The sequence below is a fragment of the Streptomyces sp. NRRL S-337 genome (assembly GCF_000720175.1).
Lineage (GTDB): Bacteria > Actinomycetota > Actinomycetes > Streptomycetales > Streptomycetaceae > Streptomyces > Streptomyces siderophoricus.
Genome location: NZ_JOIX01000026.1, coordinates 24,866 through 50,452, shown reverse-complemented (window position 1 = coordinate 50,452; position 25,587 = coordinate 24,866). Strand labels below are relative to the sequence as shown.

Below are 25,587 nucleotides of genomic sequence, written 5' to 3'. Positions count from 1 at the left end.
GCTACCACGGATGCGGTATGCGGACGCGGACCGAGGCTCGCGCCGCCACGGACCGTCGGTCGGTCCCGGGCCTCAGTACGGGGCGGGGCCGAAACCACCCGGCGGCTGCGGCGGGTTGCCCGGCGGCGGCATCTGCGGGCCGCCGGCCGGAGGACCGGGCGGCACCGGCGGCACCGGCGGCTGCCAGCCCGGCGCCGGCGGCTGCGGCGGGCCGGCCGGCGGGACGTAGCCGGGCACCCCGAACTGCGGCGCCGGAACCGGCGGATACCAGGCGGGGGCCACCGGCTCACCGCGCGCCATCAGCGCCAGCAGCGCCGCCGAACCCAACAGGTCCAGCAGCAGCTGCACGTCGCCCAGGACGCTCAGGCCCGGCATCGACTCGTTCAGGGTGAACAGCGAGCCGTTGCCGGCCAGCCCGATCAGCGTCAGCACGGCGCCCGGCAGCGACACCACCGACAACCCGATCGCCAGGCCGCGGGCCGCACCGCCCCGCATCAGGCTGTTGAGCCCGGCCAGCGCGGTCAGGACCAGGAACACCAGACCCGACCAGCCCGGCGCCAGACTCAGCAGCGACGGCAGCGCGCCCCGGCCGAGGTAGAGCATCTCGAAGGACCCGGTGCCGTTCTGCACCAGCATGTAGAGGTGCCAGACCACCAGGCACAGCGCCATCGCGCCGAGCAGCAGCCCCGCCACCACACCGGCCTGCCCGGCGGGCCGCAGCGGCGGCTCACTGGGCTTCGGGCGGGGCCACGCCCGCATCCCGGCGAGCAGCACCACACCGGCGACGAGGGTCAGCAGGAACAGCAGGCCGCTGCTGATGAACACCCCGTCGAAGGTCGAGGTGCTGGTCTCCGCGTGCTGGAACCACTTGTCGTCACTGGTGTGGTTGCCGACGCTGACGATCGCCTGCAGCGTCGTCGCGAAGGTCAGCGTCGTCGCCACCGCGAGCAGCCCGCCGGCCACCCGCTGCCCGGCGAACGCCGTGACCACCGCCGCCAACTGCAGCAGCGCCAGCCCCAGATGGAACGGCCCGGTGACCTGGTTCAGGCCGGCGGGACGCTGGAAGGTCCAGTACTCCCACATCCCGTCGATGCCGAACTCGCCCAGATCGACGGCCAGCCAGTACGCCGTGAACAGGAAGAAGAGCAGGCAGAACGCCCCGCCCGTGATGCGGGCGCCCTTGGCGAGCGCCATGGATGACTGCATTCGTCCCCCGTTGTCCCCGGTGCCCCGCCAACCCGGCGCGCCGCTCGTCCTATCTGGTGCGAGGGAGCACCGTAGCAATGCGCCGCGCCGCGGTCTCCCCCGGCCCGGACGCAACCGGACCCCCCGCCGGGAACGGGCCGGCAGGGGGTCGGCAGATGCGGTTTTTGTCAGTGGTTGCTGGGGAAGCCCAGGTTGATCCCGCCGTCCGACGGGTCCGGCCAGCGGGTCGTGACGACCTTGCCGCGGGTGTAGAAGTGCACGCCGTCGTTGCCGTAGATGTGGTGGTCGCCGAAGAGCGAGTCCTTCCAGCCACCGAACGAGTGGTAGCCCACCGGCACCGGGATCGGCACGTTCACGCCGACCATGCCGGCCTCCACCTCCAGCTGGAAGCGGCGGGCCGCGCCGCCGTCCCGCGTGAAGATCGCGGTGCCGTTGCCCCACGGCGAGTTGTTCATCAGCGCGATCGCCTCGTCGTACGTCTCCACCCGCACGACCGACAGCACCGGGCCGAAGATCTCGTCACGGTAGGCGTCCATCTCCGGCGTGACGTTGTCCAGCAGCGAGACGCCGATCCAGTGGCCGTCCTCATAGCCCTCGACGGTGTAGCCCGTGCCGTCGATGACCACGTCCGCGCCCTGCGCCGCGGCACCCGAGACGTAGGAGGCGACCTTGTCGCGGTGCGCCTTCGTGATCAGCGGGCCCATCTCGGACGCCGGGTCCTCGCCCGGGCCGATCCGCAGCCGGTCGGCCCGCTCCTTGATCTTGCCGATCAGCGGGTCCGCGGTGTCCCCCACCGCCACGACCACGGAGATCGCCATGCAGCGCTCACCGGCCGAACCGTAGGCGGCGTTGATCGCCGAGTCCGCGGCCAGGTCCAGATCGGCGTCCGGCAGCACCAGCATGTGGTTCTTCGCGCCGCCCAGCGCCTGGACCCGCTTGCCGTTCGCCGTACCGGTGGTGTGGATGTACCGGGCGATCGGCGTGGAACCGACGAACGAGACCGCCGCGACGTCCGGGTGCGCGAGCAGCGCGTCCACCGCCACCTTGTCGCCGTTGACGACGTTCAGCACACCGTCCGGCAGACCCGCCTCGGCCGCCAGCTCCGCCAGCTTGAACGCCGCGCTCGGCACCTTCTCGCTCGGCTTCAGCACGAAGGTGTTCCCGCAGGCGATCGCGATCGGGAACATCCACATCGGCACCATCGCCGGGAAGTTGAACGGCGTGATACCCGCCACCACACCCAGCGACTGGCGGATGGACGCCACGTCCACCCGCGTGGACACCTGCGTGGACAGCTCGCCCTTCAGCTTCTCCGGAATGCCACAGGCCAGCTCGATGATCTCCAGACCGCGGGCGACCTCACCGAGCGCGTCCGAATGCACCTTGCCGTGCTCGGCCGTGATCAGCCGGGCCAGCTCCGCACGGTGCGCGTCGACCAGCTCCCGGTACTTGAACAGCACCGAGGTGCGCTTCGCCAGGGAGCTGCTGCCCCACGTCGCGAACGCCTCCTTCGCGGCACGCACCGCCGCGTCCACCTCACCGGCCGAGGCGAAGGCGACCTGCTTCTCCTGGGCGCCGGTGGCCGGGTTGTAGACCGGACCGAAGTTGCCGGAGACGCCCTCGACGGGCTTACCGCCGATCCAGTGGCTGATGGTCTTCATGCGAGGGGCCTTTCTGGGGTGACGACTTCTCTGTGACGACTTCGCTGTGACGATGGGGCTGTGACAAGCGGGCTGTGACAAGGGAAAACATGGGTCAGAGGTGACGGCGGCGCCCGGCGGCCTGCCGGTCGTACGCCGCACGCGCGGCGACCGCCGCCGGACGCGTCGCGGTCTCGGCAACAGGAACATCCCACCAGGCCTGCGCCTCCGGCGCGCCCGGCACAGTGTCAGCCGTTTCGGTCTCGACATAGACACATGTGGGCCGGTTCGCGCCACGCGCCTCGGCCAGCGCCACCCGCAGCTCACCGACCGTCGCGGCCCGGATCACCCGCATCCCGAGCGAGGCGGCGTTCGCGGCCAGATCCACCGGCAGCGGCGCCCCCGTGTACGTACCGTCCCCGGCCCGGAAGCGGTACGCCGTCCCGAACCGCTCCCCGCCGGTCGCCTCGGACAGCCCGCCGATCGACGCGTACCCGTGGTTCTGGATCAGCACGATCGTGAAGGTGATGCCCTCCTGCACCGCGGTGACGATCTCCGTCGGATTCATCAGATACGTACCGTCGCCGACCAGCGCCCACACCGGACGGTCCGGCGCGGCCAGCCGCACCCCGATCGCCGCCGGGATCTCGTAGCCCATGCAGGAGTACCCGTACTCCAGGTGGTACTGCCGGCGGGACCGGGCCCGCCACAGCTTGTGCAGATCACCGGGCAGCGACCCGGCCGCGTTGATCACGATGTCGGACTCGTCCACCAGCGCGTCCAGCGCCCCCAGCACCTGCGTCTGGGACGGCCGCGCCGACGCGTCCGCGGCACCGTACGCCGCGTCCACCCGCCGCTCCCACTCCTCCTTCGCCGCCCCGTACGCCGCCTCGTACTCCTTCTCCACCCGGTGCCCGGCCAGCGCATCCGTCAGCGCCGCGAGGCCCGCCCGCGCATCGGCCACCAGCGACAGCGCGCCCAGCTTGTGGGAGTCGAACGCGGCGATGTTGAGGTTGACGAACCGCACGCCCGGCTCCGCGAACAGCGTCGCCGACGCGGTCGTGAAGTCCGTGTAGCGGGTGCCCACGCCGATCACCAGATCCGCCTCACGGGCCAGCGCATCCGCCGTCGCCGTACCGGTGTGCCCGATCCCGCCCACGTCACACGGGTGGTCATGGCACAGCGACCCCTTCCCGGCCTGGGTCGACGCCACCGGGATCCCGGTCGCCTCGGCGAACGCCCGCAGCGCCTCCTCCGCCTCCGAGTGGTGCACCCCGCCACCCGCGATCACCAACGGCCGGCGGGCCCCGCGCACCGCCCGCACCGCCTCCGCCAGCGCCGCGGCGTCCGGCGCCGGCCGCGGCACCCGCCACACCCGGTCGGCGAAGAACTCCTCGGGCCAGTCGTACGCCTCCGCCTGCACGTCCTGCGGCAGCGCCAGCGTGACCGCCCCGGTGTCCACCGGATCGGCCAGCACCCGCATCGCCTGCATCGCCGCCGGAATCAGCGCCTCCGGCCGGGTCACCCGGTCGAAATACCGCGACACCGGACGCAGCACGTCATTGACCGACACATCACCGGCGTACGGCACCTCCAGCTGCTGCAGCACCGGCTCCGCGGGCCGGGTGGCGAAGGTGTCCCCCGGCAGCAGCAGCACCGGCAGACGGTTCACGGTGGCCAGCGCCGCGCCCGTGACCAGGTTCGTCGCGCCCGGCCCGATGGACGTGGTCACGGCGTGCGCGGACAGCCGGTCGCACTGCCGGGCGTAACCGACCGCGGCATGCACCATCGCCTGCTCGTTACGGCCCTGCAGATACGGCAGCGCCGTACCGGACTCCAGCAGCGCCTGGCCGATACCGGCGACGTTGCCGTGGCCGAAGATGCCCCAGCAGGCACCGATCAGCCGCTGCCGCCGGCCGTCCCGCTCGGTGTACTGGTGGGCGAGGAACTCGACCAGGGCCTGCGCGACGGTCAGGCGGCGGGTCGTCGGGGCGGCGTTCATCAGACGTCTCCTACGGGCGCGTCATAGAGCGGAAGGCGGGGGTCGACGGGCTGGTCGGGCCAGGTGTCACGGATCCAGCCGTGCTCGGGGTGGTCACAGATCAGCCACTCCCGCTCCTCTCCCGGGCCGGCCATGACGTTGAGGTAGTACATGGCGTGGCCGGGCGTCGCGATCGACGGCCCGTGCCAGCCGTCCGGGATCAGCACCGCGTCGCCGCCCCGCACCTCGGCGAGCACGTCCGTACCGCGGCCGTGCCCCGACGGGCTGACGCGCTGGTAGCCGACGCCCTCCGTGCCGCGCGCGGACGCGATCTCGAAGTAGTAGATCTCCTCCAGCTCGGACTCCACGCCCGGGCGGCACTCGTCGTGCTTGTGCGGCGGGTACGACGACCAGTTGCCGCCCGGGGTGAGCACCTCCACCGCGATCAGCCGGTCGCACTCGAACGTGCCGGCCGCGGCGAAGTTGTTCACCTGCCGCGAGCAGTTCCCGCGGCCGCGCAGCTCCACCGGCACCTCGGAGGCGGCACCGTAACGGGCCGGCAGCGTCAGCTCGCACCGGGCCCCGGTCAGCGCGAACCGCCCACCGGCGTCGCTCGTGATACCCACATACGCGTCCCTGGGCACGTACGCGAAGTCCGTGACCCCGCTGAACACGTCGTCCCGGCCGAGCAGTTCGAACTCCTCACCGCCGTCCACCACGACCGTGCAGCCACCGGACAACGGCAGCACGATCCACTCGCTGTCCCCGGTGTCGAACGCGTGGTGCCCCCCGGGCGCCAGCTCCAGGACCCGCAACGAGGAATATCCCCAGCCGGCCCGCTCCGGGTCGATGTCCACGGCGTAGGGCCCCCGCGCGGCTTCGCCGGCTTTGAGGTGGAGACCGGGAAGGGGGTGGGGCGCTGCCTCGGGGTGGGGCGCTGCCTTGGGGCGGCCCCCGGAGGCGGTACGGGGTCCGGCCTCGGGATGGGGGCCGGCTTCAGGCTGTGGGTCCGCCTCGGGACGGGGGCCGGCCTCGTGGCCGGTCCCGGCCTCGGGACGGGTCCTGCCCCGCGCGGTCGGGGGGAATTCAGCACTCATGTCTCAAGTCTCCTGCGGAAATCGCGGCGTTTACAGCAGGCCGACGGCGGTGTCCACGGCGGCCGCGACATCACCGTCGGCCGGATAGAGCAGCGACCGCCCGACGACCAGGCCCTGCACCGTCGGCAGCCGCAGCGCCTTGGCCCACTTCTCGTACGCGGCCTCCTGCTCCCGGACGGTCGAGCCGATGTCGCCGCCGAGCAGCACCGTCGGCAACGTGGTGGCCTCACAGACCCGCGCCATCGCCTCCGGGTCGTCGGTGACCGGCAGCTTCAGCCAGGTGTACGCGGAGGTGCCGCCGAGGCCGGAGGCGATGGCGACGGAGCGGATGACCGCCTCGGGGCCGAGGTCGTTGCGGACCCTGCCGTCTATTCGGGACGACAGGAACGGCTCGACGAACACGGGCAGTTCCCGCTCGGCCATCGCGTCGATGGCGCGGGCGGTGGCCTCCATCGTGGTCAGCGACCCGGGATCGTCGTAGTCGATGCGGAGCAGCAGCTTCCCCGCGTCGAACCGGAGCCGGGCCAGATCCTGCGGCCGGTGCCCGGTGAACCGGTCGTCCATCTCGAACGATGCGCCGGCGATCCCGCCGCGGTTCATCGAGCCCATCACCACCTTGCCCTCCAGGGCACCGAGCAGCAGCAGGTCCTCCAGGATGTCCGCGGTGGCCAGCACCCCGTCCACCCCCGGCCGCGACAGCGCGAGCACCAGACGTTCGAGCAGGTCCAGGCGGTTGGCCATGGCGAGCCGCCGGTCACCCACGGCGAGCGCGCCGCGGGCCGGGTGGTCCGCGGCCACGATCATCAGCCGCCCGCTGTCACCGATGAGCGGCCGACGGGTACGGCGGGCGGCGGCCTCCGCCACCGCTCCGGGCTGCCGCGCCCGCAACGTCGCGAGATCACTGATCCGAGGGGACAAGGGTCAACTCACCTTCTGGGGGCGGGGGTGGAGCAGGGTGGGGAGGGGTGGGGTGGGGAAAGGCAGCGGGGGCGGCGGGGCGTGGAGCGAGAAAGGGGCAAGGAGCGACGAGAACGGGCGGGGGGACAGGCGGAGGGAACAGGCGGGGGGAACAGGCGGGGGCCCGCCAGCTCACCGGGCGGCGCCCACCTCACCGGCCGGCGAGGAACTCCTCGACCTCCTCCCGCGTGGGCATCGCGGAGGAACAGGCGAGCCGGGAGGCAACGATCGCCCCGGCCGCGTTCGCGTACCGCATCATCGGCTCCAGCTCCCAGCCGGAGAGCAGGCCGTGGCACAGCGCCCCGCCGAACGAGTCCCCGGCACCGAGCCCGTTGACGACCTCGACGGGGGTGGGCGGCACCTCGGCGACCCGGCCGTCCCGGTGCACGGCCAGCACCCCCTTGGGCCCCTGCTTGACGACGGCCAGCTCGACGCCCATGTCCAGCAGCGCCTGCGCACACGCCTTGGGATCACGCAGCCCGGTGGCGACCTCGGCCTCGTCCACATTCCCGACCGCCACGGTGGCGTACCGCAGCGCGGCCTCGTAATACGGCCGGGCGGCGGCCCTCGCCGCGGCGCCGGTCGCCCCGCCGTCCCCGGAGGCGCCCCCCTCACCGCCCCAGAACATCGGCCGCCAGTCGAGGTCGAAGACGGTCGGCCCGTACTTGGCGCGGGCCTCCAGCGCGGCGAGGGTGGCGCTGCGGCTCGGCTCCTCACACAGTCCCGTACCGGTGACCCAGAAGATCCGCGCGGCGGCGATCGCCTCCCGGTCCAGCTCCTCCGGGTGGATGACGAGGTCCGGGGCCTTGGGACGGCGGTAGAAGTACAGGGGGAAGTCGTCCGGCGGGAAGATCTCGCAGAAGGTCACCGGCGTCGGATAGGCCGCGACCGGCGTCACCCACCGGTCGTCCACCCCGAACTCCCGCAGCGCCTGGTGCAGGAACTCCCCGAACGGGTCCTTGCCGGTCCGGCTGATGACCGCGCTGCGCCGCCCGAGCCGGGCGGCCGCCACCGCGACGTTCGCGGCCGAGCCCCCCAGGAACTTCCCGAACGTCTCCACCTGCGCCAACGACACACCGGCCTGCAGCGGATAGATGTCCACCCCGATCCGGCCCATCGTGATCAGGTCGTACGACTCGGTCATACACGCCCCTCCAGGTCAGCGCGCCACATCCGGCACCTCACTCAACGGGTCCCAACCAGCGGTTTCCGCCCAACGGTTTCCGCCCAACGGACTTTCGCCCGACGGACTTCGCTCAACGGCCCCCGCTCAGCAGTTGCCCCTCATGGGTTTCCACTCAGCGGTTTCCACTCAGCAGGACCGGGTTCTGCCCTCCCGTCCGAGGAAAGGTCTAACGGTGACCCTCAGACCATGTCAACAGTTTGTCCTTACATTCTGACGTCAAAGCGAACCCTCAACCCCGACCAAGCCCCCCACCCAGCCACCCCGAACCCCCGAACCTCGCGGCACCCCACCCATCCCACCCCCTCCCCAAGTCCTTACGTCCTTATGTCAGGACGAACTCTTGACACTCCCCGGGGCGGCAGAGAGGCTGTGCCCCACAACCCCACCCCGCGCCTTCCCGGTCACCGCCGACCGGCGAGAGGAGAGCCGCAGCATGCCCGCACGCCATGCCGCCCCGCCCGTCCTGGACCGCCTCCGCATCGGTTCGGCCCCCGACTCGTGGGGAGTCTGGTTCCCCGACGACGACCAACAAGTGCCCTGGCAACGCTTCCTCGACGAGGTCGCCGAGGCCGGCTACGAGTGGATCGAACTCGGCCCGTACGGCTACCTGCCCACCGACCCCGCCGTCCTCCGCGACGAGGTCGCCCGCCGCAACCTCAAGGTCTCAGCCGGCACGATCTTCACTTCCCTGCACCACGGCCCGTCCGTATGGGACAAGACCTGGGCCCACGTCTCCGAGGTCGCCACCCTCACCCAGGCCATGGGCGCCCGGCACCTCGTCGTCATCCCGTCCTTCTGGCGGGACGACAAGACCGCCGAGGAACTCGAACCGCGCGAGCTCACCGTCGAGCAGTGGAAGCACCTGACGACGGGCATGGAGCGCCTGGGCAAGCGGGTGCGTGACGAGTTCGGGCTCGACATCGTCGTCCACCCGCACGCCGACACCCACATCGACACCGAGGAGCACGTCGAGCGCTTCCTCCACGTCACCGACTCCGACCTGGTCAACCTGTGCCTGGACACCGGCCACTACGCCTACTGCGGCGGCGACAGCGTCAAGCTGATCCGCACCTACGGCGAACGGATCGGATACTTGCACCTCAAGCAGGTCGACCCGGACATCCTCAGCGACGTCGTCGCCAAGGGCACACCCTTCGGCCCGGCCGTCCAGCAGGGCGTGATGTGCGAACCGCCGCTCGGCGTGCCCGCGCTGCCGCCCGTCCTGGAAGCCGCGCAGGCGCTCAACGTCGACCTCTTCGCCATCGTCGAGCAGGACATGTACCCCTGCCCGCCCGACCGCCCGTTCCCCATCGCCGAACGCACCCGCCGCTTCCTGCGCTCCTGCGGCGCCTGACGGTGCGAGCCGCCGACACCGGGCCGACGGCCGGCGTGGCGGGGGGCGGGCCAGCCCGCCTCCTCGACCTTGCTGCCTTGGCGGCCTTGCTGCCTTGGCCTTGCGTGCCTCCTTCTTTTCCGGCAACGAACACGGAGAGTAATCAGTTCCCAGGCTACATTCACAATCTGTAGTGCACCAGGCGCCAGTGGATGTCAGCGGATGTCAGGGTGCGGGCGCCAGGGGGTTCTCGCGCGCCGGGGCGGCGCCTCGGGCAGGCAGTGCAGAAAACGGCGGTAACCAGCGGCGATCGGCGGCAACCAGCAGCAGACAGAAGAGACTGCGGAAATTGCGGGATTGAGGAGTTGAGGACGACATGGATGGCGGCATGGGCGGCGGCATGGAGGGCGGTATGGAGGACAGGATGAGTGAGCGAAGTGGCGTGGGGTCCCGTGGGACGCTCGGGGTGGCGGTCATCGGTACCGGGCGGATGGGGGCGGACCATGTGCGGCGGATCAATGAGGTGATCAGTGGGGCCCGGGTGGCGGCGGTGGCGGACATCGACGCGGCGCGGGTGAAGCATCTGGCGGACGGCATCGAGGGCTGCACCGCGTACACCGATCCCGCCGCCGCCATGGACGACCCGGCCGTCGATGCCGTGCTGATCGCCTCGCCCGGCCCCGCGCACGAGGCGGCGCTGCTGGAGGCGTTCGCGCGCGATCTGCCCGTGCTGTGCGAGAAGCCGCTGACGCCGGACGCCGCGTCCGCGCTGCGCGTGCTGGAGGCCGAGCAGGCGCTGGGGCACCGCCGCGTACAGGTGGGCTTCATGCGTCGTTACGATGCGGACTATCGGAGCCTCAAGTCCCTTCTCGGGCAAGAGACTTACGGGCGCCCGTTGATGTTGCACAACCGGCATCGGAATGCGGACACGCCGCCCGGCTTCACCAACGCGATGATGATCAATGACTCGGTGGTGCACGAGATCGATGTGACGCGCTGGCTGCTGGACGACGAGATCACCGCCGTACGCGTGCTGCGCCCTGCCCCCACCGGGAACGCGCCCGAGGGGCTCAGCGACCCGCAGCTGGTCCTCTTCGAGACCGCGGGCGGCCAGGTCGTGGACACCGAGATCTTCGTCAACTGCGGTTTCGGCTACCAGGTCAGCTGCGAAGCGGTCTGCGAGGGCGGCACCGCCCGGATCGGTGACGACCGCGGCGTCTTCAGCAACACCGCGGGCCGCTGGGGCGGCGCCATTCCGCCCGGTTTCGTGGAGCGCTTCGAGGACGCGTACGACCGGCAGGTGCAGCTCTGGGTGAACGCGACCCGGCGCGGCGAGGTCGAGGGCCCCAGTTGCTGGGACGGCTATGCCGCGGCCGCGGTCTGCGAGGCCGGGGTACGCGCCCAGGCCACCGGTGAGCGCGTCACGGTGGAGCTGGTCGAGCGGCCGGCGATGTATCGCTGAGCCGTCGGCCGCAGACGTACAGCCGTCGGCCGCAGACGTACAGCCGTCAGCCGCAGTCGTACTCGTACCGCCCGGCCCGCCCCTGCGCCCCCATACCCGCCGCACCCGTCCCGGTGCCCGTCATCCGGACCCGTACCGAAAGGCCCCCTTCTCATGTCTGTCGCGCCCGTGTCCGTCGCGCGTGTCGTGCCCGTTCCGTTTCGGCTCATACGGGCGGCGGATCAGGGGGAGCCGGTTCCCGTCGCCGGGGCCGCCGGACGGGCGGCCTCCGCGGTGCGGGCGGCCTCCGCGGCGTGGCGGGGATGACGATGGGTGTTCCGACCAGCCAGGTGGCGTCCGCCGGTCAGCGTCCTGCCGCGCGGGACGGGAACGCCCGGCGCTTCATCGTGGGCATCGCCGCCATCGCCGCCCTCGGGGGCGCCCTGTTCGGCTACGACACCGGGGTGATCTCCGGCGCGCTGCCCTTCATGGAGGCGCATTTCGGTCTGACGTCGCTGGGTGAGGGGGTCATCACCAGCGCCCTGTTGATCGGTGCCGCGTTCGGTTCGCTGATCGGCGGGCGGATGTCCGATGCGCTGGGTCGGCGCGATGCGCTGCTGTGGGCCGGTGCGGTGTTCATCGGGGGTGCGGTGGCCGTCGCGCTCTCGCCCACGGTGCCGTTCATGACGGTGGCGCGGTTCGTGCTGGGGCTGGCCGTCGGCAGTGCCTCCGTGATCACCCCGCTGTATCTGTCCGAGATCGCGCCTCCACGCATCCGGGGTCGGCTGGTCTCGTTCAACTCCCTCATGATCGTCAGCGGGCAGTTGCTCGCCTATCTCCTGAACGCGGTGCTGGCGCAGTGGGCGGCCTGGCGTTGGATGCTGGGGCTCGCCGCGCTGCCCGCGGTGGCGCTGTTCGCCGGGTTGTTCTTCCTGCCCGACACGCCGCGCTGGTACATCAGCAGGGGGCGGCAGGCGGACGCGGCGCGGGTGCTGGGCCGTACGCTGCCGGCCGCGGACGTACCCGCCGAGCTGGCCCGGATCGACCACGCCCGCAGTCTGGAGGCGGACGCCCGGCGCGGCGCCTGGCAGGAGCTGCGTACGCCGTGGGTGCGGCGGCTGCTGCTGGTCGGCATCGGGCTGGCGGCGGTGCAGCAGATCACCGGCGTCAACGCGGTGGTGTACTTCGCGCCGAAGATCCTGGCCTCGACCGGTCTGGGCACCGGCGCCGCCATTACGGCCACGATCGCTGTCGGGGTCGTCTCCGTAGTGGCCACGGCGATCGGGATGTCCCTGATCGACCGGGTCGGCCGGCGCCCCCTGCTGCTGTGCGGGCTGGCGGGGATGACGGTGGCGCTCGCGCTGCTGGGAGCGTCCTTCCACCTCCCGCACTCGCCGGCCGTCAGCGTGCTGGTTCTGGGGCTGATGGTGCTGTACATGGCGTTCATGCAGGCGACCCTGAACACCGGGGTGTGGTTGCTGCTCGCCGAGATGTTCCCGCTGAGGGTGCGCGGACTGGCCATGGGCGCCGCGGTGTTCGTGATGTGGATGGTCAACTTCGCGGTGGCGCTGGTCTTCCCGGTACTGCTGGACGCGGTCGGGGCGAGCAGCACGTTCTGGTTCTTCGGGGCGATGTGCGTGCTGTCGTGGGTCTTCTGCCGGCGTTACGCACCGGAGACGAAGGGGCTGGCCCTGGAGGACCTTGAGCACGAGCTGCGGAGGGCGGCGGGCGAGTAGGGGGCGAGCGGAGAACCATGGGTGCAGCCCCCATGGGACGCACCCAGAAGTACGACGGATCTCCGGTATCTCCCTCCCGTCACATGTGCACTACGGCGTATCTCCGGTATCTCCCTCCCGTCACATGTGCACTACGGCGTATCTCCGGTATCTCCCTCCCGTCACATGTGCACACAGAAGTACGGCGTGCGTCACGGCTGTCACAGTTCCCCGGTCCTTCGGTCACAACCGTTCGACAGGCCCTCGCCGGTGGTCACCGAGTGTCGTTGTCCAGGCACAGGCTCAGTGATCACCAGGCCGTGCGCGGCTCCGGCCGGCTCGCCCCGGGCCGGCCCTGCGTGCGGCGCTCAGGAGGTGGCAGAGATGACCGACCGCAGGCTCTGGTCGTACAAGGAGATCGCGGCACACATCCAGGTGCAGCCGGACACCGTGCGCTCGTACCGCAAGCACGGGTTGCTGCCCGAACCGGATCTGGTGGAGGGCGGGAAACCGTACTGGTTCGCGGACACGGTCAGAACGTGGGTGGCGCAGCGGCCGGGCCGACGCGGCCGGTAGTGGAGCCACCCGAAGCGGTACGGGCGCGTCGGCCGGCTACCGGCAGAGGTCCCCCGCGACACCCGGCCGCGTGGCTACGATCGAGGTATGGCCCAGACACCCCAGGCCGCCGCCGCGCCGGACCGGGCCGCCGCCGCGCCCGCGCGGGTCGCGGTGATCGGGGCCGGTGCGATCGGCGGGTACGTCGCCGCCCTCGCCCGGTGGGCGGGTCTGGACGTCACGCTGTGCGTCCGCAGTCCGTTGCGCGACCTCGCCGTCGAGAGCGGCGGCGAGGTCCGGACCGCGCCGGTGCGGATCATCACCGATCCGGCGCGGGTGGCGCCGGTCGACTGGGTGCTGCTGACCACCAAGGCGCAGGACACCGCGAGCGCCGAGGGCTGGCTGCGGCGGCTGTGCGGCCCGGACACCGCCGTCGCCGTGCTGCAGAACGGCCTCGACCAGGAGGCGCGGGTGGTGCCGCTGGTTCCTCCGGGGACCGCGATCCTGCCGACCGTGGTCTACATCTCCGCGGAGCGCATCGCGCCCGGGCGGGTCCGGCACCACGTCGCCAGTGAATTGCACGTTCCCGAGGGCCCGTTGGCGGACCGGTTCGCCGCACTGCTGGCCGGTACGGGGCTGCGGGTGCATCCGGTGCCGGACTTCACCACGGCGGTCTGGCGCAAGCTGTTCACGAACCTCGCGGCGAATCCGCTCACGGCGCTGCTCCAGCAGCGGATCGGCGTCTTCGCGGATCCGGAGATGGCGGAGCTCAGCCGCGATCTGCTGTGGGAGGCGGCGGCCGTGGCCCGCGCGGAGGGGGCGGACATCGGCGAGGCGGACATCGCGCGGACGCTGGAGCTGTACGCGCACGCGCCGCCGGACGGTGGTTCGTCGATGCTGTACGACCGGCTGGCGGGCCGTCCGCTGGAGCACGAGTACCTCACCGGCGCGGTGGTGCGGGCGGCTGAACGGCACGGCATCGCGACGCCGTTGAACCGGATGCTGCTGGTGCTGCTGCGGGCGGTGGACCGCGAGCTGCGGGCCGGGCAGCAGGCGTAGGGGGGCGCCGGCGGCGTGCCGTGAGCGTTCGTGGCGTGCCGTGAGCAGCGGTGACGTGTCCGGGTGCTAGGCGGCTCCGGGCGGCGCGGTGGACCCTCTGATCTCCAGTTCCGGGGCGACGAGTTGGTGGTCCGCCGGCGGGTGCGTGCCGCCGGCCGGTGTGTCCTGGTTCGCCATGCGGTCCAGGAGGCAGCGGGCGGCCCGCCGGCCGACGTCGTGGCTGGCGTTGTTGACCGAGGTCAGCCAGAGGTGGCGGATGCGGGCGAGGTAGGTGTTGTCGTAGCCGACGAGGGAGAGGTCGACGGGGACGGTCAGCCCGAGTTCCTGGGCGGCGGAGAGGGCGCCGACGCAGGAGATGTCGTTGAACGCGAAGACGGCGGTGGGGCGTTCGGTGCGGCGTGCGGGGTTGAGGAGGCGTACGGCGGCGCGGTAGCCGCCCTCCTCCGTGCCGTCGGCGTTCTCGACGACGGCGGCGGTGTGGAGGCCGTGGGCGCGGACGGCGGCCTCGAATCCGCGGCGGCGCAGTGCGCCGACCACGCCGCGGCCGGCGATGTGGGCGATCCGCCGGTGGCCGAGGGAGATCAGGTGCTCGGTGGCGAGCCGGGCGCCGCGTTCGTCGTCGTTGGCGACGATGTCGACGTGCGGGAGCCGGGGTTCGTGGTTGCCCGCGATGACGGTGGGCAGCCGCTCGGCGACCTCGGCGAGGCCGTCGGTGTCGGGGAGGGTGCCGACGACGACGAGGCCGTCGACCCGTAGTTCCTGGAAGGTGCGGGCGACGTCCTGGCCGGTGCGCCGGTCGAGCCGGCCGTCGGCCATCAGTATGCGCAGGCCGTGGGCGTGGAGGACCGAGTTCAGGCCGTCGAGGAGGTCGACGAACCAGGGGTTGCGCAGGTCGTTGAGCAGGACGCCGACGGTGTGGGTGCGGCGTGCGACGAGGCTGCGGGCGGCGGCGTTGGGCCGGTAGCCGAGCTCGTCGATGGCGTCCAGGACGGCCCGCCGCTTGGTGTCGCTGACCCGCGGTGAGCCCTGGAGGACGAGCGAGACCAGCGATTTGGAGACGCCGGCGCGTTCGGCGACGCCGCGGATCGTCGGGGGCCGGGGCCGGCCGGCGGCTGCCCGCGGGTCGCCGGCGTGCTCGTTGGACCGTTCCATGTGCCGGGATCCTGCCATCGCCGCAGGTGGCCGTCAACGCCCGGCCGGTGGGCCGCCCTTCGGTCTCCCCGCGGGCCGCCGTCCGGCCTGCGGAAAGGGTTGACATGCGGACATCCGGACATGCAGGGTGCGCGGAACGGCCGCCATTGGACCGTTCCAATAGGCACTACCGGACGTTCCGGCAGCGGCCGTCACCGCCACCTCCTGGAAGGACCGAGAAGTGAAGATCGGCCTCATCGGCACCGGGCGCATCGGCGCGTTCCACGCCCAGACCCTTCAGCAGGTTCCCGGCGTCACCGACCTGGTGGTCGCGGATGCCGACCCGGCACGGGCCGCGTCGCTGGCGAGGAGGCTGGGCGTGCGGGCGGCCGCGGGCATCCCGGAGCTGTACGCGGACGGCCTGGACGGGGTGGTGATCACCGCCGCGACCAGTGCGCACGCGGCCCTGATCCATCAGGCGCTGGACGCCGGTGTGCCGGTCTTCTGCGAGAAGCCGGTGGCCCTGGACGTGGCGGGCACGATCGGCGTCGTGGAGCGGGCACGGGCGGGCTCGGTGCCGGTCCAGATCGGCTTCCAGCGGCGCTTCGACGCGGGCTACCGGGCCGCCCGTGCGGCCCTGCGCTCGGGCGAGCTGGGCTGGCTGCACACGCTGCGCGCCTGCACCAGCGACCAGAGCCCGCCGCCGGCCGCGTACATCCCCACCTCGGGTGGGCTGTTCCGGGACTGTTCCATCCATGACTTCGACGTGCTGCGCTGGCTCACCGGCCGCGAGGTGGTCTCGGTCTACGCGCAAGGGTCCAACCGCGGTGCGTCCTTCTTCGCCGACGGCGACGACGTCGACACCTGTGCGGCGCTGCTGCGGTTCGACGACGACACCCTGGCGACCGTCACGGCGACCCGCTACAACGGCGCGGGGCACGACGTCCGCCTGGAGGTGTGCGGGTCGCTGGGCGCCCGGATCGTGGGTCTCGACGACCGGGCGCCGCTGCCGTCCGCGGAGCCGCGGCTGTCGTGGCGGCGGGCGGCCGCCCCGTACGCGACGTTCATGGAGCGCTTCCAGGAGGCGTACGTCACCGAGCTGGGTGTCTTCACCGAGGTGGCCGCGGGGCGGGCGGCGAACCCGTGTCCGCCCGCGGAGGCGCTGGAAGCGCTGTACGTGGCCGAGGCGTGCGAGCGGTCCCGGCGGTCCGGTGCGCCGGTGGCGCTGGCCGAGGTCCGCGCTACGGCCGGTCCGGCAGGCCCGAGCGGTCGGGCGGACGCGGGCACGGCGGGCGGGGAGCGGTAGCCGCGCGGCGGGCCGCGCGGCGGTGGCCGGCCCACTGGAGGGCGGTGGCGATGGCGGCGACCACCAAGGAGACACCCAGACCGATGGCGGCGGCGTACAGGGGGCGGTCGGCGGTGGCGGTGCCGAGGTAGCCGAGGCCGACGGAGTACGCCGCCCAGGTCGCCTCGGCGATGCCGGCGCCGAGGAGGTACTTGTGCAGCGGATAGCGCAGGATGCCGGAGGCCAGCGCGCCGGCGATCCGGCCGCTGGGGAGGAACCGTACGGCGATCACGAACGGGACGCCGTGGCGCTCGATGCTCCGGGAGGTGCGGTCCAGGAGTGCGCGGCGGCGCGGGTTGCGTCGCATCCAGTCCCGGACGGGTCCGCCGAAGCGGCGGGCGGCGAGGAACATCAGCAGGTCCCCGGTCAGGGCGCTGCCCGCCACGGTGAGGAGGACGAAGGGGAGGAAGAGCGTGCCCCGGGAGGCGAGGACGCCGGCGGAGACGAGCAGGGCGGAGTTGGGGACGAGGGGCGGCAGGGTGGTGAGCGCCAGCAGGGCGTAGAAGGCGAGTACGGCCATGCGCCGCCTCCTCGGATCGGCTCCGAGTCCGTATCCCAAGGCTGACGCGTGGCGGGGCGCGCGGCAACGTGACGGGCGTGCGCCGCCGGGAATCGGTGTGCCCGCGCTTGGATCCATACCCCCTAGGGGTATATGGTGACCGAGGTCGGTCGAAGCTCGGACAAAAGCTCGGATCATCTGCCCCGCGAGGAGAACCCATGACTGAGAACAGCTCCTGCTGCACCCCGGAAGGCTCCTGCCACTCCGGCGCCGCCGACGTCGAGGGCGCCGCGGTGACCACGACGTACCAGGTCACCGGCATGACCTGTGGCCACTGCGAGGGCGCGGTGTCGTCGGAGATCTCGGAGATCCCGGGCGTGAGCGCGGTGCAGGCGGTCGCGGCGACCGGGCTGGTGACGGTCACCTCGAAGGCGCCGCTGGACGAGGAGGCCGTGCGGGCGGCCGTCGACGAGGCGGGTTACGAGCTGGTGGGCCGGGCGGCCTGATTCCGGTTCGCCGGTCCGTGCGTACGAGTGTGGGTCGCCGCCCTTCGGGGTGCGGCCCGCGCCGTCGCGCGTAACCATTCAAACCTTCACATAATCCCTACAGTTGCCACAACGTCCACACTCCGGGACGCAACACCCATACCTCAGGGCCCCGATCTCCAGATCGAGGGCCTTGACCGTATTCGCCCCCATATGGCAAGAGACCCAGATCACACTCATCCGAACGTAACCATTGAGGGGGGTCGCGAGTCTAACCGGGCAGTGCAAGCACCCCGGCGGGTCTTGCACTGCACCAGCCGTGTCGGTCTTGGGGGACCGTGCCACGGCTACGCGTGGCCGGGGCGACGTGCCCGGGGAGCTTTGAGCGGCCCTCCCGATGTGCGCGTCCCGGCAGAGCGCGGTGCAACCCGGAACGCCCGGACGGATCCCGTGGGGGGAATCCAACCGGGACAAGGGAGGCGCCCCGCACTCGGGACCCGTGGGGGGATCCGGAGGCGGGGCGCTTCCTGCTTTTCGGGCTCGGTTCTGCATTTTTCGGGGCTCGGTTCGCCTCCGGGGCGCAGAAGCCTGTGTCGAGCGGTCGACCGTGCTCAGCCCCTCCTTCGTCGGGGCCTGCGCGCGCTCAACCGCTCGACACAGGCGCGCCCCTTCGGCTCACTCGCCCGGGGGCCGCCCTAGGGCAGGCCAGGCGTCAGCGCTGCTCGACCGGGACGAAGTCGCGCTCGATGACGCCGGTGTAGATCTGGCGCGGGCGGCCGATGCGGGAGCCCGGCTCCTTGATCATCTCGTGCCACTGGGCGATCCAGCCGGGGAGCCGGCCGAGCGCGAAGAGCACCGTGAACATCTCGGTCGGGAAGCCCATGGCCCGGTAGATCAGGCCGGTGTAGAAGTCGACGTTGGGGTAGAGCTTGCGCGAGACGAAGTAGTCGTCGGAGAGCGCGTGCTCCTCCAGCTTCAGGGCGATGTCCAGCAGCTCGTCGGACTTGCCGAGCGCGGAGAGGACGTCGTGCGCCGCCGCCTTGATGATCTTCGCCCGGGGGTCGAAGTTCTTGTAGACGCGGTGCCCGAAGCCCATGAGCTTCACGCCGTCTTCCTTGTTCTTCACCTTGCGGATGAAGGCGTCGACGTCGCCGCCGTCGCGCTGGATGCGCTCCAGCATCTCCAGCACGGACTGGTTGGCGCCGCCGTGCAGGGGGCCCCACAGGGCGTTGATGCCGGCGGAGATCGAGGCGAAGAGGTTCGCCTGCGAGGAGCCGACCAGGCGGACCGTGGAGGTCGAGCAGTTCTGCTCGTGGTCGGCGTGCAGGATCAGCAGCTTGTCCAGGGCGCTGACGACGACCGGGTCCAGCTCGTAGTCGGCGGCGGGCACCGAGAAGGTCATCCGCAGGAAGTTCTCGACGTACCCGAGGTCGTTGCTCGGGTAGACGACCGGGTGGCCGACCGACTTCTTGTAGGCGTAGGCCGCGATCGTCGGGAGCTTGGCCAGCAGCCGGATCGTGGAGATGTGGCGCTGCTGCTCGTCGAACGGGTTGTGGCTGTCCTGGTAGAAGGTCGACAGCGCGCTGACCACCGAGGACAGCATCGCCATCGGGTGGGCGTCCCGGGGGAAGCCGTCGTAGAAGCGCTTGACGTCCTCGTGGAGCAGGGTGTGGTAGGTGATGTCCTGCTTGAACGCCGACAGCTGGTCGACGGTGGGCAGCTCACCGTTGATGAGGAGGTACGCGGTCTCGACGAACGTGCTGCGCTCTGCGAGCTGCTCGATCGGGTACCCGCGGTAACGAAGAATTCCCTGCTCACCATCGAGATAGGTGATCGCGGATTTGTACGCCGCGGTGTTGCCGTAACCGGAATCCAGGGTCACCAGACCGGTCTCGGCGCGCAGCTTCGAGATATCGAAGCCCTTGTCGCCGACAGTGCTGTCGACGACCGGGTAGCTGTATTCGCCGTCCCCGTAACGCAGTACTACAGAGTTGTCGCTCACGTCATCCCTCACCGACGTTGTGCCTCTTCTTCGAGGTGCCCTGACTGCCTATACCTTCCCCCATTTGGACCTTGGTTGTGCACTCGGGGTCGGCCATAGGGCCTCATTACGGCACTCAGTGCCGCGCCAGTGTCCCATCCTGCTCCCGTTCGCCCCGATTGGGAAAGAGGAGTGACATCACATCGCCCCGGCGAGCCGGTGAGCCAGCGCCGTACCCCGCCGACCGGCGGAAACCGTGCGGACGGCCTGCCCCAGGGCCTTGCGGGAGCCGACCAGCACCACCAAGCGCTTTGCCCGGGTGACGGCGGTATACAGCAGATTGCGCTGCAGCATCATCCAGGCGCTGGTGGTGACCGGAATCACCACCGCTGGATACTCACTACCCTGCGAGCGATGGATCGTCACGGCATAGGCGTGGGCGAGTTCGTCGAGTTCGTCGAAGTCGTACGGAACCTCCTCGTCCTCGTCCGTGCGGACGGTCAGCCGCTGCTCGACCTCGTCCAGGGCGGTGACCACGCCCACCGTGCCGTTGAAGACGCCGTTGCGGCCCTTTTCGTAGTTGTTCCTGATCTGGGTGACCTTGTCGCCCACCCGGAACACCCGGCCGCCGAAGCGCCGCTCGGGCAGGTCGGGGCGGGCGGGGGTGATGGCCTGCTGGAGCAGGCCGTTCAGGGTGCCCGCTCCGGCCGGGCCGCGGTGCATCGGGGTCAGCACCTGGACGTCCCGGCGCGGGTCGAGACCGAACTTCGCCGGGATGCGGCGGGCCGCGACGTCCACGGCGAGCCGCCCGGCCTCCTCATTGTCCTCCTCCGCGAACAGGAAGAAATCGCTCAGCCCGGTGGTCAGCGGCGGGACGCCGGAATTGATGCGGTGGGCGTTGGTGACCACGCCGGACTGCTGGGCCTGCCGGAAGATCCGGGTCAGCCGCACGGCCGGCACCGGGCCGGCGGGGGCCAGCAGGTCCCGCAGCACCTCCCCGGCCCCGACCGACGGCAGCTGGTCGACGTCGCCCACCAGCAGCAGGTGGGCGCCCGGCGGGACCGCCTTGACGAGCTTGTTGGCCAGCAGCAGGTCCAGCATGGACGCCTCGTCGACGACCACCAGATCGGCGTCCAGCGGCCGGTCCGCGTCGTAGGCGGCGTCCCCGCCGGGTTTGAGCTCCAGGAGACGGTGGACGGTGGATGCCTCCGCGCCGGTCAGCTCCGACAGCCGCTTGGCGGCCCGGCCCGTGGGCGCGGCCAGCACGACCGTGGCCTTCTTGGCGCGGGCCAGCTCGACGATGGAGCGGACCGTGAAGGACTTGCCGCAGCCCGGGCCGCCGGTGAGCACCGCGACCTTCCGGGTCAGCGCCAGCCGCACCGCCTCCTGTTGCTCGGGGGCCAGCTCGGCGCCCGTACGGCGGGCCAGCCAGGCCAGTGCCTTGTCCCAGGCGACGTCCCGGAACGCCGGCATCCGGTCCTCGTCCGTGCGCAGCAGCCGGGTCAGCCGCCCGGCGAGCGAGATCTCCGCGCGGTGGAACGGCACCAGATAGACGGCGGTGACCTCCGCGCCGTCCTCCCCGGCGGGCACCTTCTCGCGCACCACGCCTTCCGGCTCCGCGGCCAGCTCGCCCAGGCAGTCGATCACCAGGCCGGTGTCCACCTGGAGCAACTTCACCGCGTCGGCGATCAGTTGCTCCTCGGGCAGGAAGCAGTGGCCCTGGTCCGTGGACTGCGACAGGGCGTACTGCAGGCCGGCCTTGACCCGGTCCGGGCTGTCGTGCGGGATCCCGACGGACTGGGCGATGCGGTCGGCGGTCAGGAAGCCGATGCCCCAGACGTCGGCGGCGAGCCGGTAGGGCTGGTTGCGGACGACGGAGATCGAGGCGTCGCCGTACTTCTTGTAGATCCGCACGGCGATGGACGTGGAGACCCCGACGCCCTGGAGGAAGACCATGACCTCCTTGATGGCCTTCTGCTCCTCCCAGGCGTCGGCGATCTTCTTGGTGCGCTTGGGGCCGAGGCCCGGCACCTCGATGAGGCGCTGCGGCTCGCGCTCGATGATGTCGAGGGTGTCCACGCCGAAGTGCTGGGTGATGCGGTCGGCGAAGACCGGGCCGATGCCCTTGACCAGACCGGAGCCGAGGTAGCGGCGGATGCCCTGGATCGTGGCGGGCAGGACCGTGGTGTAGTTCTCGCACGTGAACTGCTTGCCGTACTGGGGGTGCGAGCCCCAGCGGCCCTCCATCCGGAGGGACTCCCCCACCTGCGCACCGAGCAGCGCCCCGACGACGGTCAGCAGATCGCCCGAGCCGCGGCCGGTGTCGACCCGGGCGACCGTGTAGCCGTTCTCCTCGTTGGCGTACGTGATCCGCTCCAGGACCCCTTCCACCACGGCTGTGTTGACCATGCCCCGACGGTACCGCCGGGGTCCGACAGCGCGCGGGGCGGGAGTGTCCACCGGACCGTCGTACGCATCGTCGAGGGGCCCGTCCCCCCAGGTCGGGCCCCTCGATCCCCCCTCACGTGCCGGCCCCGGATCCCCCCGGATCCCTCCCCCTCCTGGGCCAGCGACAGCTATGACTTCTGCCGGCTGCGAACGGTTGCGCGCATCCGCAGAGTTATTTACCGGTCACCCCTTGTACGAATTCCGTTCACCTGGCGCCGCCGGTGCGGGCTCCGGGCGGGCGGCGACGTGCCGGCGGAAACGGTCCACGATCTCGGCCAGCGCCTCGGTGCCGTCGCGGGCCCACAGCGCCGGGTTGAAGATCTCCACCTCGATCGGGCCCCGGTAGCCGGCCGCCTCGACGCGCTCCCGGAACCAGCGCAGGTCCACCACGCCGTCCCCCAACTGCCCGCGGCCCAGCAGGACGCCCTCCGGGAGCGGGGTGACCCAGTCGGCCAGTTGGAAGGCGGCGATGCGGTCAACGGCCCCGGCGCGGTCGATCTGCGCCCCGGCCGTGTCGTCCCACCACAGGTGGTAGGTGTCCACGACCACCCCGACCCGGTCCGCGGGAAACCGCTCGGCGAGGTCCAGCGCCTGGGCGAGCGTGGAGACCACGCACCGGTCCGCCGCGTACATCGGGTGCAGCGGTTCGATCGCCAGCCGTACGCCCCGTTCCGCGGCGTACGGCGCCAACTCCCCGAGGGCGTCCGCGATCCGCTCCCGGGCGCCGGACAGGTCCCGGCTGCCGGCCGGCAGCCCGCCCGAGACCAGCACCAGGGTGTCCGTCCCCAGGGTGGCGGCCTCGTCGACCGCTGCCCGGTTGTCGTCCAGGGCCGCGGCCCGCTCACCGGGGTCGAGCGCGGTGAGGAACCCGCCCCGGCACAGGCTGCTGACCCGCAGTCCGGCCGCCTGGACGAGCCGGGCGGCCGCGGCCACGCCGTACGCCTGCACGGGCGCGCGCCACAGCCCGACGGCCGGGACGCCGGCCCGTACGCAGCCGTCGGCGAGTTCGGGCAGCGACCACTGGCGGAGGGTCTCCTGATTGAGGCTCAGCCGGGAGAGGTCGGTGGGGGCGGTGAGGTCGGTGGGATCGGTGAGGTTGGTGGAACCGGTCAGGTCGTCGGTCATGCGGGGCCTCCCGGGTGCTTCGCTGCGCCCGCGCCCCGGGACGGGCCCGCACCCGGGGCCGGGAAGGCGTCCTCGGCCCCGTATACGGACAGCAGCCGGCGCATCCGGTGGGCGGCGAGGTCCGGGTCCGGGAACAGGCCGAGCGCGGCGGCGAGTTCGTGGGCGCGGTGCAGATGGGGCAGTGAGCGGGCCGACTGGAGGCCACCGACCATGGTGAAGTGCGACTGGTGGCCCGCCAGCCAGGCCAGCAGGACGACACCGGTCTTGTAGTGGCGGGTGGGTTCTTGGAAGAGGTGGCGGGCCAACGTGACGGTGGGGTCGAGGAGTTCGCGGAAGCCGGCCGGGTCACCGGTGTCGATGTGGCGGACGGCCTGTGCCGCCACGGGGGCCAGCGGGTCGAAGATGCCGAGCAGGGCGTGGCTGAAGCCCCGTTCGTCGCCCGCGATCAGCTCGGGGTAGTGGAAGTCGTCGCCGGTGTAGCAGCGCACGCCCGGCGGCAGGCGGCGGCGCAGTGCGCGCTCCCGTGGGGCGTCCAGCAGGGAGATCTTGACGCCGTCGACCTTGCCGGGGTGGGCGGCGATGACCGCGAGGAGGGTGTCGGTGGCCGCGTCCGGGTCGGCGGATCCCCAGTAGCCCGCGAGTGCCGGGTCGAACATCGGGCCCAGCCAGTGCAGTACGACCGGTTGGGCGGCCTGGCGGAGGAGGTGGCCGTAGAGGTCGAGGTACTCCTCGGGGCCGCGGGCCGCGGCGGCGAGCGCGCGGGAGGCCATCAGGACGGCCTGGGCGCCGGCCGCCTCGACGACCGCGAGCTGCTCCTCGTAGGCGGCCCGGATCGCGGCGAGCGACCCGCCGGTGATCTGGTCGGTGCCGGCGCCGCAGACCAGCCGGCCGCCGGCCGCGCGGGCCTCGGCGCCGGAGCGGCGGATCAGTTCGGCGGCGGCGGGCCAGTCCAGGCCCGTCCCGCGCTGAGCGGTGTCCATCGCCTCGGCCACGCCCAGGCCGTGCGACCACAGGTGGTGGCGGAAGGCGAGGGTGGCGTCCCAGTCGAGGGCGGCCGGTCCGTCCGGGGTGGTGTCGGCGTACGGATCGGCGACGACGTGGGCGGCGGCGAAGACGGTGCGGGACCGCAACGGGGAGCGGGCTCCGGGCGCCGGGGCGGCCGCGGGGCCGGCTGCGGCGCTGCCGGGTGTCCGGGCGGTCACCGGCCCGGCTCCGGGACGTCCAGGCGGCGGCCCTCCGCGGACGACCGGGCGCCCAGTTCGGCGAGTTGGACGCCGCGGGCGCCGGCCGCCAGGTCCCAGCGCCAGGGCTCGTCGCGGACGACATGGCGCAGGAAGAGCTCCCACTGCGCCTTGAAGCCGTTGCCGAAGTCGGCGTTGTCGGGGACCTCCTGCCACTGCGCGCGGAACGGTTCGGCCACCGGGAGGTCGGGGTTCCAGACGGGTCTGGGGGTGACGGAACGGTGCTGCACCCGGCAGCCGCGCAGCCCGGCGACGGCCGAGCCCTCGGTGCCGTCCACCTGGAACTCCACGAGTTCGTCGCGGTGCACCCGGACCGCCCAGGAGGAGTTGATCTGCGCGACGATGCCGCCGGCCAGTTGGAACACGGCGTAGGCGGCGTCGTCGGCGGTGGCGTCGTACGGCGTGCCGGACTCGTCCCAGCGGCGCGGGAGGTGGGTGGTCAGCTGCGCCTGGACGGTGCGGACCGGGCCGAAGAGTTCGTGCAGGACGTACTCCCAGTGCGGGAACATGTCGGCCGCGATGCCGCCGCCGTCCTCGGCCCGGTAGTTCCAGGAGGGGCGCTGGGCCTGCTGCCAGTCGCCCTCGAAGACCCAGTAGCCGAACTCGCCGCGTACGGACAGGATCCGGCCGAAGAAGCCGCCCTCGACGAGGCGGCGGAGTTTGCGCAGGCCGGGGAGGAAGAGCTTGTCCTGGACGACGCCGTTCCTGACGCCGGCCTCCTGGGCGAGCCGGGCGAGTTCGAGGGCTCCGGCGAGGCTGCTCGCGGTGGGCTTCTCGACGTAGAGGTGCTTGCCGGCGGCGACCGCTTTCTTCACGGCCTCCTCGCGGGCGGCGGTGACCTGGGCGTCGAAGTAGATCTCGACGGTGTCGTCGGCCAGTACGGCGTCGAGATCGCAGGACCACTCGGGCAGGCCGTGCCGCTCGGCCAGGGCGCGCAGCTTCTGCGGGGAGCGGCCGACCAGCACCGGCTCCGGCCAGATGACCGTGCCGTCGTCCAGGGGGAGTCCGCCCTGGGCACGCAGGGCGAGGAGGGAGCGGACCAGGTGCTGGCGGTAGCCCATGCGCCCGGTCACGCCGTTCATGGCGATGCGTACGGTCCTGCGTGTCACGGCCCGGCCTCTCTCCCCCTCGTGCGGGGGCGGCTTCCTCGGTGGCGGGTGGA

General features: G+C 71.9%; 20 protein-coding genes. 7 read left to right on the top strand and 13 right to left on the bottom strand.

Translation table 11 applies throughout. From position 1 onward, the window contains the following. Positions 1-72: 72 nt before the first annotated feature. From IG62_RS0119920 to iolC, 6 genes are all read right to left on the bottom strand, one after another. Positions 73-1,206, bottom strand: coding sequence for a hypothetical protein (locus IG62_RS0119920; protein WP_234326631.1), 1,134 nt, complete (start codon positions 1,204-1,206; stop codon positions 73-75). A gap of 167 nt (positions 1,207-1,373) precedes the next feature. Continuing rightward, positions 1,374-2,867, bottom strand: a complete 1,494-nt coding sequence (locus IG62_RS0119915; protein WP_030804627.1) for a CoA-acylating methylmalonate-semialdehyde dehydrogenase — start codon at positions 2,865-2,867, stop codon at positions 1,374-1,376. Positions 2,868-2,961: 94 nt separating this feature from the next. Further along, positions 2,962-4,848 carry a 3D-(3,5/4)-trihydroxycyclohexane-1,2-dione acylhydrolase (decyclizing) gene (gene iolD / locus IG62_RS0119910; protein ID WP_030804625.1) on the bottom strand — a complete coding sequence of 629 codons (1,887 nt, stop codon included), beginning with the start codon at positions 4,846-4,848 and terminating at the stop codon, positions 2,962-2,964. Next, entirely contained in the window at positions 4,848-5,924 is a 1,077-nt protein-coding gene (gene iolB / locus IG62_RS0119905) for a 5-deoxy-glucuronate isomerase (protein WP_078872102.1), read from the bottom strand. Before iolB ends, iolD begins: the two co-directional genes overlap by 1 nt. Before the next feature lie 30 nt (positions 5,925-5,954). Then, positions 5,955-6,842: a Cgl0159 family (beta/alpha)8-fold protein gene (locus IG62_RS0119900; protein WP_030804620.1), complete on the bottom strand. Its 888-nt coding sequence runs from the start codon at positions 6,840-6,842 to the stop codon at positions 5,955-5,957. Between the two features lie 190 nt (positions 6,843-7,032). Further along, entirely contained in the window at positions 7,033-8,025 is a 993-nt protein-coding gene (gene iolC / locus IG62_RS0119895; protein ID WP_030804617.1) for a 5-dehydro-2-deoxygluconokinase, read from the bottom strand. A gap of 475 nt (positions 8,026-8,500) precedes the next feature. Here iolC and IG62_RS0119890 point away from each other — a divergent pair, with 475 nt between their 5' ends. The 5 genes from IG62_RS0119890 to IG62_RS0119870 all read left to right on the top strand — a co-directional run bounded on the left by IG62_RS0119890 (position 8,501) and on the right by IG62_RS0119870 (position 14,170). Then, complete coding sequence (locus IG62_RS0119890; protein ID WP_030804614.1) at positions 8,501-9,421, top strand: sugar phosphate isomerase/epimerase family protein; 921 nt, start codon at positions 8,501-8,503, stop codon at positions 9,419-9,421. Positions 9,422-9,824: 403 nt separating this feature from the next. Then, positions 9,825-10,862: a Gfo/Idh/MocA family protein gene (locus IG62_RS0119885; protein ID WP_030804611.1), complete on the top strand. Its 1,038-nt coding sequence runs from the start codon at positions 9,825-9,827 to the stop codon at positions 10,860-10,862. A 308-nt stretch (positions 10,863-11,170) separates the two neighbouring features. After that, complete coding sequence (locus IG62_RS0119880) at positions 11,171-12,577, top strand: sugar porter family MFS transporter (protein WP_030804608.1); 1,407 nt, start codon at positions 11,171-11,173, stop codon at positions 12,575-12,577. 363 nt (positions 12,578-12,940) lie between these two features. Next, positions 12,941-13,132 (top strand): helix-turn-helix transcriptional regulator, encoded by a 192-nt coding sequence (locus tag IG62_RS0119875; RefSeq protein ID WP_030804605.1) that lies wholly within the window; start codon positions 12,941-12,943, stop codon positions 13,130-13,132. An 87-nt stretch (positions 13,133-13,219) separates the two neighbouring features. Next, positions 13,220-14,170: a 2-dehydropantoate 2-reductase gene (locus IG62_RS0119870; RefSeq protein ID WP_051798323.1), complete on the top strand. Its 951-nt coding sequence runs from the start codon at positions 13,220-13,222 to the stop codon at positions 14,168-14,170. A gap of 66 nt (positions 14,171-14,236) precedes the next feature. Here the strand turns inward: IG62_RS0119870 and IG62_RS0119865 are convergent, their stop codons facing one another. Beyond that, complete coding sequence (locus IG62_RS0119865) at positions 14,237-15,322, bottom strand: LacI family DNA-binding transcriptional regulator (protein ID WP_030804600.1); 1,086 nt, start codon at positions 15,320-15,322, stop codon at positions 14,237-14,239. A 220-nt stretch (positions 15,323-15,542) separates the two neighbouring features. Between IG62_RS0119865 and IG62_RS0119860 the strand changes: the two genes are divergently transcribed. Continuing rightward, positions 15,543-16,607: a Gfo/Idh/MocA family oxidoreductase gene (locus tag IG62_RS0119860; protein WP_051798321.1), complete on the top strand. Its 1,065-nt coding sequence runs from the start codon at positions 15,543-15,545 to the stop codon at positions 16,605-16,607. Here the strand turns inward: IG62_RS0119860 and IG62_RS0119855 are convergent. Further along, the gene (locus IG62_RS0119855) at positions 16,543-17,166 is read right to left on the bottom strand and encodes a DedA family protein (RefSeq protein WP_078872101.1); all 624 of its coding nucleotides are present in this window, start codon (positions 17,164-17,166) and stop codon (positions 16,543-16,545) included. The two genes, IG62_RS0119860 and IG62_RS0119855, sit on opposite strands and share 65 nt — an antisense overlap. 197 nt (positions 17,167-17,363) lie before the next feature. Between IG62_RS0119855 and IG62_RS0119850 the strand changes: the two genes are divergently transcribed. Continuing rightward, positions 17,364-17,651, top strand: coding sequence for a heavy-metal-associated domain-containing protein (locus tag IG62_RS0119850; RefSeq protein ID WP_030804591.1), 288 nt, complete (start codon positions 17,364-17,366; stop codon positions 17,649-17,651). Positions 17,652-18,342: 691 nt separating this feature from the next. Here the strand turns inward: IG62_RS0119850 and IG62_RS0119845 are convergent. The 5 genes from IG62_RS0119845 to IG62_RS0119825 all read right to left on the bottom strand — a co-directional run bounded on the left by IG62_RS0119845 (position 18,343) and on the right by IG62_RS0119825 (position 25,534). Next, positions 18,343-19,632, bottom strand: a complete 1,290-nt coding sequence (locus IG62_RS0119845) for a citrate synthase (protein ID WP_030804587.1) — start codon at positions 19,630-19,632, stop codon at positions 18,343-18,345. A gap of 177 nt (positions 19,633-19,809) precedes the next feature. Then, positions 19,810-22,020: an ATP-dependent RecD-like DNA helicase gene (locus IG62_RS0119840; RefSeq protein WP_030804585.1), complete on the bottom strand. Its 2,211-nt coding sequence runs from the start codon at positions 22,018-22,020 to the stop codon at positions 19,810-19,812. 222 nt (positions 22,021-22,242) lie between these two features. Then, positions 22,243-23,184, bottom strand: coding sequence for a sugar phosphate isomerase/epimerase family protein (locus IG62_RS0119835; RefSeq protein ID WP_078872100.1), 942 nt, complete (start codon positions 23,182-23,184; stop codon positions 22,243-22,245). Further along, on the bottom strand, positions 23,181-24,386 hold the full coding sequence (locus IG62_RS0119830) for a dihydrodipicolinate synthase family protein (protein ID WP_078872099.1): 1,206 nt from the start codon (positions 24,384-24,386) through the stop codon (positions 23,181-23,183). The genes IG62_RS0119835 and IG62_RS0119830 overlap by 4 nt, the downstream gene beginning before the upstream one ends. Further along, the gene (locus IG62_RS0119825; protein ID WP_030804578.1) at positions 24,383-25,534 is read right to left on the bottom strand and encodes a Gfo/Idh/MocA family protein; all 1,152 of its coding nucleotides are present in this window, start codon (positions 25,532-25,534) and stop codon (positions 24,383-24,385) included. Before IG62_RS0119825 ends, IG62_RS0119830 begins: the two co-directional genes overlap by 4 nt. Positions 25,535-25,587: the final 53 nt, after the last annotated feature.

Excerpts from the sequence above, each read along its gene's own strand:
- IG62_RS0119920 (WP_234326631.1), bottom strand. The coding sequence starts at position 1,206 with ATGCAGTCATCCATGGCGCTCGCCAAGGGCGCCCGCATCACGGGCGGG.
- IG62_RS0119915 (WP_030804627.1), bottom strand. The coding sequence starts at position 2,867 with ATGAAGACCATCAGCCACTGGATCGGCGGTAAGCCCGTCGAGGGCGTC.
- iolD (WP_030804625.1), bottom strand. The coding sequence starts at position 4,848 with ATGAACGCCGCCCCGACGACCCGCCGCCTGACCGTCGCGCAGGCCCTG.
- iolB (WP_078872102.1), bottom strand. The coding sequence starts at position 5,924 with ATGAGTGCTGAATTCCCCCCGACCGCGCGGGGCAGGACCCGTCCCGAG.
- iolC (WP_030804617.1), bottom strand. The coding sequence starts at position 8,025 with ATGACCGAGTCGTACGACCTGATCACGATGGGCCGGATCGGGGTGGAC.
- IG62_RS0119890 (WP_030804614.1), top strand. The coding sequence starts at position 8,501 with ATGCCCGCACGCCATGCCGCCCCGCCCGTCCTGGACCGCCTCCGCATC.
- IG62_RS0119885 (WP_030804611.1), top strand. The coding sequence starts at position 9,825 with ATGAGTGAGCGAAGTGGCGTGGGGTCCCGTGGGACGCTCGGGGTGGCG.
- IG62_RS0119880 (WP_030804608.1), top strand. The coding sequence starts at position 11,171 with ATGGGTGTTCCGACCAGCCAGGTGGCGTCCGCCGGTCAGCGTCCTGCC.
- IG62_RS0119875 (WP_030804605.1), top strand. The coding sequence starts at position 12,941 with ATGACCGACCGCAGGCTCTGGTCGTACAAGGAGATCGCGGCACACATC.
- IG62_RS0119870 (WP_051798323.1), top strand. The coding sequence starts at position 13,220 with ATGGCCCAGACACCCCAGGCCGCCGCCGCGCCGGACCGGGCCGCCGCC.
- IG62_RS0119865 (WP_030804600.1), bottom strand. The coding sequence starts at position 15,322 with ATGGAACGGTCCAACGAGCACGCCGGCGACCCGCGGGCAGCCGCCGGC.
- IG62_RS0119855 (WP_078872101.1), bottom strand. The coding sequence starts at position 17,166 with ATGGCCGTACTCGCCTTCTACGCCCTGCTGGCGCTCACCACCCTGCCG.
- IG62_RS0119850 (WP_030804591.1), top strand. The coding sequence starts at position 17,364 with ATGACTGAGAACAGCTCCTGCTGCACCCCGGAAGGCTCCTGCCACTCC.
- IG62_RS0119840 (WP_030804585.1), bottom strand. The coding sequence starts at position 22,020 with ATGGTCAACACAGCCGTGGTGGAAGGGGTCCTGGAGCGGATCACGTAC.
- IG62_RS0119835 (WP_078872100.1), bottom strand. The coding sequence starts at position 23,184 with ATGACCGACGACCTGACCGGTTCCACCAACCTCACCGATCCCACCGAC.